General features: G+C 71.9%; 7 protein-coding genes. 1 reads left to right on the top strand and 6 read right to left on the bottom strand.

What is annotated here, in order from left to right; genetic code table 11:
* The 6 genes from HV826_RS35230 to HV826_RS35205 form a co-directional block, all read right to left on the bottom strand.
* The coding region (locus HV826_RS35230) for a response regulator (protein ID WP_176421404.1) at window positions 1–2,309 on the bottom strand (2,309 nt) is incomplete at its 3' end.
* A complete protein-coding gene (locus HV826_RS35225; RefSeq protein WP_176421403.1) occupies window positions 2,306–4,123 on the bottom strand; it encodes a HAMP domain-containing methyl-accepting chemotaxis protein in 1,818 nt (605 codons plus the stop codon). The genes HV826_RS35230 and HV826_RS35225, both read right to left, overlap by 4 nt.
* On the bottom strand, window positions 4,120–5,907 hold the full coding sequence (locus HV826_RS35220; RefSeq protein WP_176421402.1) for a methyl-accepting chemotaxis protein: 1,788 nt from the start codon (window positions 5,905–5,907) through the stop codon (window positions 4,120–4,122). Before HV826_RS35220 ends, HV826_RS35225 begins: the two co-directional genes overlap by 4 nt.
* Window positions 5,904–6,275, bottom strand: a complete 372-nt coding sequence (locus tag HV826_RS35215; protein WP_176421401.1) for a protein CrdC — start codon at window positions 6,273–6,275, stop codon at window positions 5,904–5,906. Before HV826_RS35215 ends, HV826_RS35220 begins: the two co-directional genes overlap by 4 nt.
* Before the next feature lie 3 nt (window positions 6,276–6,278).
* Window positions 6,279–6,713 (bottom strand): chemotaxis protein CheW, encoded by a 435-nt coding sequence (locus HV826_RS35210; protein ID WP_163884324.1) that lies wholly within the window; start codon window positions 6,711–6,713, stop codon window positions 6,279–6,281.
* A gap of 22 nt (window positions 6,714–6,735) precedes the next feature.
* Complete coding sequence (locus HV826_RS35205) at window positions 6,736–7,485, bottom strand: OmpA family protein (RefSeq protein WP_163786323.1); 750 nt, start codon at window positions 7,483–7,485, stop codon at window positions 6,736–6,738.
* A 216-nt stretch (window positions 7,486–7,701) separates the two neighbouring features.
* Between HV826_RS35205 and HV826_RS35200 the strand changes: the two genes are divergently transcribed.
* On the top strand, window positions 7,702–8,905 hold a 1,204-nt coding region (locus HV826_RS35200), incomplete at its 3' end, for a sigma-54 dependent transcriptional regulator (protein WP_176421400.1).

Below are 8,905 nucleotides of genomic sequence, written 5' to 3'. Positions count from 1 at the left end.
GCCAACCCCCGCCGCCGGTCCTCCTCCCCTCCACGGGTAGTGAGGATGACGACGGGGAGCCTCGAATGGACGGGGTGCCCCTTCAGGCGCCGGGCCAGCTCCAGGCCGTTCACCCCCGGCATCTCCAAATCCGTGACGACCAGGTCCACGGAATGAGAATCCAAAACCTCCAGGGCCTCCGCGCCATCCGAGGCGATGACGGTGTCGTACCCCACCGCCTCCAGCAGGTTGGCGATGAGTTCCCGCGTGAGGGGCGAGTCATCCACCACCAGGATGCGGCGCCGCCGGGCCTCGGGGGCGGGCGCCACCGAGGGGGGCGGACGCGGCAGGGCATTGCCATGGTGGGCGCTGGCGGTGAGGAAGGCCGCCGAGAGCACCATGGCCAGGCGCCCATCCGCCAGGGACGTGGCCCCGGTGAGGTGGCCGAAGCGGCCCAGGATGCCCTTCAAGGGGAGGATGGCCTGGACCCGCTCCTCCAGGACGCGGTCCACCACCAGCGCCGCCGCGCCGCTCTGGCTCTTCACCACCAAAGCCAGCTCACCCTCCAGGGCGGGCCGCGAAGGCCCCAGCCCCAGCAGTGACGACAGCGGGGCCAGCGGCAGCACCCGGCCCTCCACCAGGAGCGACGGGCGGCCGGCCACCTCGCACTGGTCCGCCGTGTCCACCTTCAGGGCCCGCGAGACGTGGGTGGCGCTCAGGGCCAGCGTCTCCGTCCCCACCTGGATGAAGAGCAGCGGGGCCACGGTGAGGGAGACAGGGACGCGCAGCTCGAAGATGGTGCCCCAGCCCGGCGCCGACTCCACCCCGACGTCGCCGCCCAGGGCCTGGATGGAGGCGCGGACCGCGTCCAACCCCACGCCCCGGCCCGACAGGTCCGTGACGACGTCCCGCGAGGTGAAGCCCGGCAGGAAGATGAGCTCGCGGGCCGCCGCGTCCGACAGGGCGTTGGCGGCGCTCTCGTCGAACAGCCCCCGGCGCACGGCCACCTTGCGGAGCTGGACGGGGTCCACGCCCATGCCGTCGTCCTCGACGCGGAGGATGATGCGGTTGCCCTCCCGAGCGGCGCGCAGCGTGAGGCAGCCACGCGGCTTCTTGTCCGCCGTGACGCGGTCCACCCGCGTCTCCAGACCGTGGTCCAGGGCGTTGCGGACCAGGTGCATCAACGGCTCACGAAGCGCCTCCACCACCGCGCGGTCGGCGCGCGTGTCCTCGCCGTCGACGACCAGCTCCACCTCCTTGCCCAGCGCGCGGGACAGGTCGCGCACCATACGGGGGTAGGGCTCGAAGAGGACGGAGAGCGGCAGCATGCGCAGCGTCTGCACCTCCTCCACCAGCATGCCCAGGTCGCGCAGCTCCGCGTTGGAGAGCAGCTTCGACTCGCGGTGGAGCACCGCGGCCATCTCCTTGGCCGAGCCCAGCCGGGCCGCCAGCGCGGCGCCCGCGGGCCCCAGGTCCTCCGCCTCGCGGGCCAGCTGGCTCAGCTCACGGGCCAGGGCCAGGCGCCGGGCATTGGCCAGCTCCCGGCGACGCGCCACCTGCGTGAGGTTGGTGACGGCGCTGGTGAGCAAATCCAGGCTCTCCACGCCGATGCGCACCGCGGTGTCCGGCCGAGGCTCTGGCTGCCGGGGCGCCGTGAGGCCGTTGGCCCCCTTCGCCGTCGGAGCCGAGGGCGTCGCCCGGGCTCCCGCTCCGGAGGACGCCGCGGTACCGGGGGCTTGCGGAGAGACGAGGCTCGGCATCGCGGTCCGGCCCGGTGAAGGCACGTGAGGCCGGCTCCCCTCCGCGACGGGGACCGTCAACAGCCGCCCCGGAGAAGCCCCCGGGTTCGCCTGCACGGAGGCGGACAGGCCCCCTGGGGTCCCAACGCCGCCGGCGGCCTCGGGGCTCGCGGTGGCCGCGGGCGCGAGACGCCCAGGCGGCAACCGCACCGACTCGGAGCGGACGCACTCCTGCAACCACGCGACGAGCCGCTCCACCGAGGGTGGCGGCTCGTCGGCGACCTGCGTCCCGGAGAACACGAGCACGGCGTCCGCCGTGGTCAGCAGCGCATCCGTGGACACGGGTGAGAGCGCGTAGCGGAGGGGCTCGGTGCAACGGACCAGCTCCTCCATCTCGTGCACCAGCACGTTGACGTCATCGAAGCCCATCATCCGGGCTTCACCCTTCAAGCCGTGCAGCTCCCGCAGCACGCCCCGCCCCGCCTCCGCGCTGGCGCCGGACTCCAGCTCCATCAAGGACCGGGTGATGCGCTCCAGGCGCACCGTCACCAGGTCCCGGAACTGCCTGAGCAGGCGCTCGCTCGGGGTCACCCGCCGTCCTCCCCCAGCGGCTCCTGGCCAATCTGGAAGCGCTCCACCACGCCCTGCAGGTCCCTGGCGAGCACGAGCAGGTCCGTGTTCGCCGTCGTCACCTGCTTGGTGGCGTTGAGGCTCTGCTGGGTGATGCGGAGGATGTCCGCCATCGTGTCGGCGAGCTGGTCGGTGCCCAGTTGCTGCTGCTGCGTGGCCAGGGAGATGCTGCGCACCGCGTAGGACGTCTGCCCGGCCAGGTCGACAATCTGCCGCAGCGACTCGGACACCTGCTGCGCCAGCGTGGTGCCCGTCTCCACCGCGCGCACGCCGCCCTCGGTGGCGGACACCGCGGCGGCGGAGGCCTCGCGCACCTCCTCGATGAGGCCCTCAATCTCCTTCGTGGACTCCAGCACGTTCTCCGCCAGGCGCCGCATCTCCGCGGCCACCAGCGAGAAGCCCCGGCCCACCTCGCTGGACTTGGTACCCTCCAGCTCGGCGTTGAGCGCCAGCAGCTCCGACTTGTCGGCGACGCCGTTGATGAACTCGACGATTTTGCCAATCTGCTGCACGCGCTTGTTGAGCCGCACCACGGCGGAGGAGATGGCGTTGTTGTCCTGGCGCATGCGCGCCATGGAGCCCAGGAAGTCCTCCGCGCTCCCCTGCCCCTGCTGCGCCGCGCCCAGCGTGCGCTGGGCAATCTCCGCCACCGAGCCGGCGTTCTCCGCGATCTGCCGCGCCGAACGCGCCAGCTCCTCCGTGGTGGCGCTCGTCTCGTCCAGCGAGCTGGCCTGCTCCGTCGCGCCCGCCTCGTAGCGCCCCGACGTGGTGAGGATCTCCTCCGTGGTCGCCGAAATCTGCGCGCCCGCTCGCTGCAGCTGCGACATCACGTCCGCCAGGTGCGCGCGCATGGTGGTGAACGCCGCGGACACGTCCCAGACCTCGTCCTCCGCGGGCACCACGCGCGGGCTGGCCAGGTCACCCTCGGCGATGCGCTTCGCCTCGCGCGACAGCTCCCGGAGGGGCCGCCCCAGCATCGTCCCCCCCAGATAGGCGGCCGTCAGCGCCAGCGCGAAGACGAGCAGCACCAGGCCTCCGCCCTGCGTCAGCGCCTCGACCCGGAGCTCCTGCGCCAGCACCAGCTGACGGCCGACGTCCCGCTCCGCCATGAGCCGGGTGAAGATGTGGTTGCTCAGCGCCGACGCGAGCTGCGCGGACAGCACCGCGGGCGTCACCACCGCCACGAAGGCGAAGGCCGCCAGCCGCGCGCGAAGCTCCGCGCGCCGGGGCATGGCCTCGATGAGCTGCGCGTGCGTCATGCCCAGCTCCGCCAGCCACAGCACCACCTTGCGCGAACGAAGCACGACGAGGCAGTACACGAGCAGCGCGGTCAGCGGCCCGAAGAGCAGGCCCAGCGCGGCGATGCGCGCGGCCACCGCCACCTCCACGCCCACGCCCAGCCACATGCACCCGCCCAGCGCCAGCGTGGTGACCAGCCACAGCCCCAGCGAACCCAGGAAGGCCTCGTCCGGCGCGCGCGTCACCTCCGCCACCGCCGACGCCAGCGTCTGGGGCGTGGTGGGCACGTCCCCACGCTCCAGCCCGCGCAAGGTGCGCTGCCGTCCCAGGGACACGGCGGCCCCCGACACCAGCGCCGTCACGCAGAGCGCGCCGCCCAGGATGCCCAGCACGTCCATCCGGCCCGCCAGCGGCTCGGCCAGGGTCAGCGAGGCGAAGCGCAGGCTGAGCGCCGCGCCCACCAGGTTGGCCAGCGGGACGGGCGCCATGAGGTGCCGGCTGAAGGAGGCCCGCCTGGGGCCCTTCTGCGCGCTCACGCGTCACCTCCCGGCCCGACGTTGAAGCGCTCCACCGCGTCTTTCAAATCACGCGCCAGGGTGGACAGGTCGCCGTTGGCCGCCGCCATCTGCTTGGTGGCCGCGAAGTTCTGCTCGGTGACGCGGAGGATGTCGCCCATGGCGGCCGCGAGCTGGTCCGTCCCCGTCTGCTGCTGCTGCGTGGCCAGGGAGATGCTGCGCACCGCGTGGGATGTCTGCCGGGCCAGCTCCAGGATGAGGCTCAGGCTTTCGTCCACCTGCGCGGCCAGCACCGTGCCCGCGTCCGTCGTCTTCAGCCCCGCCTCGGTGGCCATGACGGCGGCGTGCGTCGCGTCGCGAATCTCCGCGATGAGCTGCTCAATCGCCTTGGTGGAGCGGATGACGTTCTCAGCCAGCCGCCGCATCTCCGCGGCCACCAGCGAGAAGCCCCGGCCCACCTCGCCCGCCTTGGTGCCCTCCAGCTCCGCGTTGAGCGCCAGCAGGTCGGACTTGTCGGCGATCTCATTGATGAACTCCACCACCTTGCCAATCTGCTGCACGCGCTTGTTGAGCCGCACCACCGCGTCCGCGATGGCCTGGTTGTCCTCCTTCATGCGCTGCATCGCGCCCAGGAAGGCGGCGGCGCCCCGCTGTCCCGTCTGCGCGGCGGCGAAGGTCGTCTCGGCGATGGCGGACACCGACTCCGCGTTGCCGGCGATCTGCTGCGCCGAGCGCGCCAGCTCCTCCGTGGTGGCGCTCGTCACGTTGAGCGACGCGGACTGCTCATCCGCGCCGGACTCCTGCTCACCGGACGTGGCCACCAGCTGCTCGGTGGTGGTGGAAATCTGGAGGCCCGCGCGCCGCAGCTGCGCGAGCGCCTGCCCCAGCTGCGTCTGCATCTGCGCGAAGGCGGCGGAGGTGGCCCACACCTCGTCCTCCGCGGCGATGATGCGCGGCGGGCGGAAGTCGCCCTGGGCGATGCGCGTGGCGTCCTCGGTGATGGAGCGCAGCGGCTCGGCGATGACGGCGCCGCCCACGTAGGCCGTCATCATCACCAGCACCGCGACCAGCCCGGCCACCGCGAGCCCGCGTGTCTGGCTGGCGCGCCCCGCCACCTCGCGCTGGACGTGGGCCGGCGCGCCCACCATCGCGTCCACCGCGTCCATCGCCCGCGTCACCGACGCGTCGAGGATGAAGAAGGACGGACTGAGCACTGCGATGGCCGTGAAGAGCACCATCCGCCGGCGGATGTGCAGGCGGCGCGGCGGCGCGGTGGCCACCACCTCCAGCGGAGACAGTCCCTGGGCCGCCACCAGCTCCACCGCCTTGCGGGCGCGGCGAGCCACCATCAAATAGACGAACAGCGCGCTCAGCGGCCCCAGGAACAGGCCCATCAGCGCCAGCCGCATCCCCAGCATCCACGTCCCGCCCACCAGCGGGACGAAGACGAGCGCCACGCCCAGCGAGGCGAGCAGCCAGCACTGGAGGACGAAGGCGAAGCTGCGCTCCGGGAAGGAGCGCGCCTCCAGCAGCGCCTTGAGCAGGGCCTCGTGCGTGGACGGCAGCCGCCCTTCGCCCAGCGCATACAGCACCCGCAGCGCGCGCCGGCCGTGCACGCCGGTGAACCAGAGCGCCAGCGACAGCGCCACGCCCACCAGCAACAGGAAGGGGCCCCAGGTGCCCTCGGGCACCGTGTCGGTGAGCTGACAGTGCAGCAGCACCAGCGCCGTGCCCAGGGAGCTGCCCAACAACGCGGGGCGCGCGGTCCACCGCGCCAGGCCCCTCAAACCCACGGGCACCGTCATGCGCCCTCCCCTGGATGCCCGCGCAGGAAGCGCTCGAAGTCCGCCAGTCCCACCAGGGGCCACAGCTCCCCTCGCGCCAGGACAAAGCCCTGGAGGCTGCCACCCGACGCGCGCACCGTCACCGGGGGCGCGGACAGCACCCGGTGCGACTCGGCGTCGATTTCCAAGGCGTCCACGCCCACCGCCCCGCCCGAGGCGGAGACCAGCACCCGGGCGGCCCCCGCCGCCTCATGGAAGGCCCGGCGCGCGGAGGCCGCCGCGTGCCCGGAGGGCGACGCGATGGAGGCCACCTCGTGCGCATGGAAGGCCAGCCGGTGGGGACCGGCATGACACAGGAGCATTCCCCGGACGTGGCCCGGCGGCTCCATGCCTCAGGTCCCCTGACTGAGGTGGTCGAAGAGCCCTTCCGGGTCGATGACGGCCACGTCCCGGGGGCCGCTCTTGGCGGGGCCGCGCAGGTGGACGTGGACGCCCGTGGGGCCCAGGGGCTCCAGCGTGCCCGTCACCGGGGAGACGCCGGCCACCGTGCTGGCCGTGAGGGCCAGGGTCCCTCGTGGCAGGCGCACCAGCACCGCCCTCCGGGAACCCTGACTGACGCCGCCCACCAGCAGGCCCATGTCCACGACGGGGATGACTTCCCCCCGGTGCGCGAACACGCCCAGCAGGTGGGCTGGAGCGCCGGGCACCCGCGTGAGCTCGGGGAAGGTGACCACCTCCGCCGCGCTCTCCGCGGGCACCGCATACCAGCTGCTGCCACAGGCGAAGACGAGATAGGACTGACGCGCTTCAGGCTCTTGGACGGCCATCACACGCGCAGCCTACCTCAGACTAGCGCTGGAACTCGACGCGGCGGTTCTCGGACCACGCGTCTTCGGACGACGCGGTGTTCACCGGGCGGTTCTCACCATAACCCACCGTGCCCAGCTGGCTGGCCGGCACGCCCAGGTCCGTCAGGTAGCGCTTGACGGACGCCGCGCGGCGGTTGGAGAGCTGGAGGTTGTACTCCTCGGTGCCGCGCTCGTCGGCGTGGCCCGCCAGGGTGACGCGGCCCGGCGCGCTCTTCAGGCACTGGGCCAGGTCGGACAGACGCTGCTGCGCGTCCGCGGACAGGCCGGACTCGTTGAAGCCGAACGGCACGGGGCTCCAGTCGCAGCGGTCCACGGAGGCCGTCACGCACTGGCCGGCCTGGCACTCCTGGCCCTCGCCGCAGTCATCGCTGGACGCGCAGGTGTTCTCGGGGGCCTGGCAACGGCCGGACTCGCACTTGCCGCCGCCGGGGCACTGGGTGTCCTCCTGGCACTGGGCCTCGGCGCACTTGCCGGCCTCACAGATGCGGCCGCTGCCACAGGCGCTGTCCGTGGTGCACTCAGGCGGCTTGGGGGCGCACTTGTTCGCCTGGCAGGTGAACCCCTCCTGGCAGTTGGCGTCGGTGGCGCACTCCTGGCACTGGCCCTGGACGCAAACCTCGCCCTTCTCCGCGCAGTGCTCGTCCTCATTGCACTTCGGATAGGAAGGGGTGCAGCCGCCCATGATGGCGACGGCGAGGGAGAGCCCCGCCAATAGGGAAATCTGACGCATTATTTCCTCCAGAATTCTGTAGTCGAAAACGCGCCCGCGCCCGCGGGGTAGTGGGTGGCGTGTAGTCTCAGTGGAGGGGGTGAGTCAAAACATTTGTCCCTCCCTGGACACCCCTCCGGCCGCCGAAACCCTTGAATGTCCAAATATTTTCCGTGAGATTGTCACGATTGACCCGCGTGTGGCGCGCCCCATGGCCCGCCTCGGGGAAAGCCCGTCATGCCCGCCTCCGTCCTCATCGTCGATGACGAGAAGAACATCCTCCTCACCCTGAGCCAGTCGCTCCAACTGGCGGGGTACCAGACACACCTGGCCAACAGCGGGCAGGTGGCCCTGGATGTCGTCAGCGCCCGTCCCGTGGACGCGGTGCTGATGGACGTGAAGATGCCGGACATGGACGGCCTCACGGCCCTGGCGAAGCTGACCGAGCTGAAGCCGGAGCTGCCCGTCATCATGATGTCCGGGCACGGCACCATCGACACCGCGGTGAAGGCGACCCAGCTGGGAGCCAGGGATTTCCTGGAAAAGCCAATTGCCCGGGAGCGGCTGCTGGTGGCGCTGCGCAACGTGCTCAAGCACCAGGCGGCCATGGCGGAGCTCCAGGAGCTGCGGGCGCAGCTGGGCCGCTACGACATGGTGGGCAGCGGGCCGGCCATGCAGCGCATCTTCTCGCTCATCCAGCGCACGGCGCCGTCCGAGGGCCGGGTGCTGATTACGGGGGAGAACGGGACGGGCAAGGAGCTCATCGCGCGGGCGCTGCACCAGCACTCGAAGCGCAAGGGGCAGCCGTTCGTGAAGCTCAACTGCGCCGCGGTGCCGCACGAGCTCATCGAGAGCGAGCTGTTCGGCCACGAGAAGGGCGCCTTCACCGGCGCGGTGAGCGTGCGGCGGGGCAAGTTCGAGCTGGCCCATGAGGGCACGCTCTTCCTGGACGAGATTGGCGACATGCCGCAGGCGATGCAGGCCAAGCTGCTGCGCGTGTTGCAGGAGGGCGAGCTGGAGCGCGTGGGCGGCGCGGAGACGCTCAAGGTGGACGTGCGCGTCATCGCGGCGACGAACAAGAACCTGGAGGCGGAGATTGCCGCCGGGCGCTTCCGCGAGGACCTCTACTACCGCATCAACGTGGTGCAGCTTCACTCGCCCCCGCTGCGCGAGCGGCGCGAGGACTTGCCGGACCTCATCAAGACGTTCCTCGACGAGGCCTGCGCGAAGAATGGACGCCGGCCGCTGACGCTGTCCCCCGACGCGCTGGCGGTGATGAGCGCCTACGACTATCCGGGCAACGTGCGCGAGCTGCGCAACCTGGTGGAGCGGCTGGCCATCCTGTGTGAGGGCCCCGTCGTCAGCCGGACGGACGCGCTGGAGCTGCTGCCCCGGGGCCGGAACGTGCCGCCGCCCGCCCCGGTGGAGGCGCCCGCGAGCC

The sequence above is a fragment of the Myxococcus sp. AM010 genome (assembly GCF_013372585.1).
In the GTDB taxonomy this organism is placed as follows: domain Bacteria; phylum Myxococcota; class Myxococcia; order Myxococcales; family Myxococcaceae; genus Myxococcus; species Myxococcus vastator.
The sequence above is the reverse complement of the archived record's forward strand: the minus strand, read 5'-3'. Positions and strand labels throughout refer to the sequence as shown.

Bases quoted from the DNA above. Each gene is read 5' to 3' on its own strand.
- HV826_RS35215 (WP_176421401.1), bottom strand. From the start codon at position 6,275: ATGGAGCCGCCGGGCCACGTCCGGGGAATGCTCCTGTGTCATGCCGGT.
- HV826_RS35220 (WP_176421402.1), bottom strand. From the start codon at position 5,907: ATGACGGTGCCCGTGGGTTTGAGGGGCCTGGCGCGGTGGACCGCGCGC.
- HV826_RS35205 (WP_163786323.1), bottom strand. From the start codon at position 7,485: ATGCGTCAGATTTCCCTATTGGCGGGGCTCTCCCTCGCCGTCGCCATC.
- HV826_RS35210 (WP_163884324.1), bottom strand. From the start codon at position 6,713: ATGGCCGTCCAAGAGCCTGAAGCGCGTCAGTCCTATCTCGTCTTCGCC.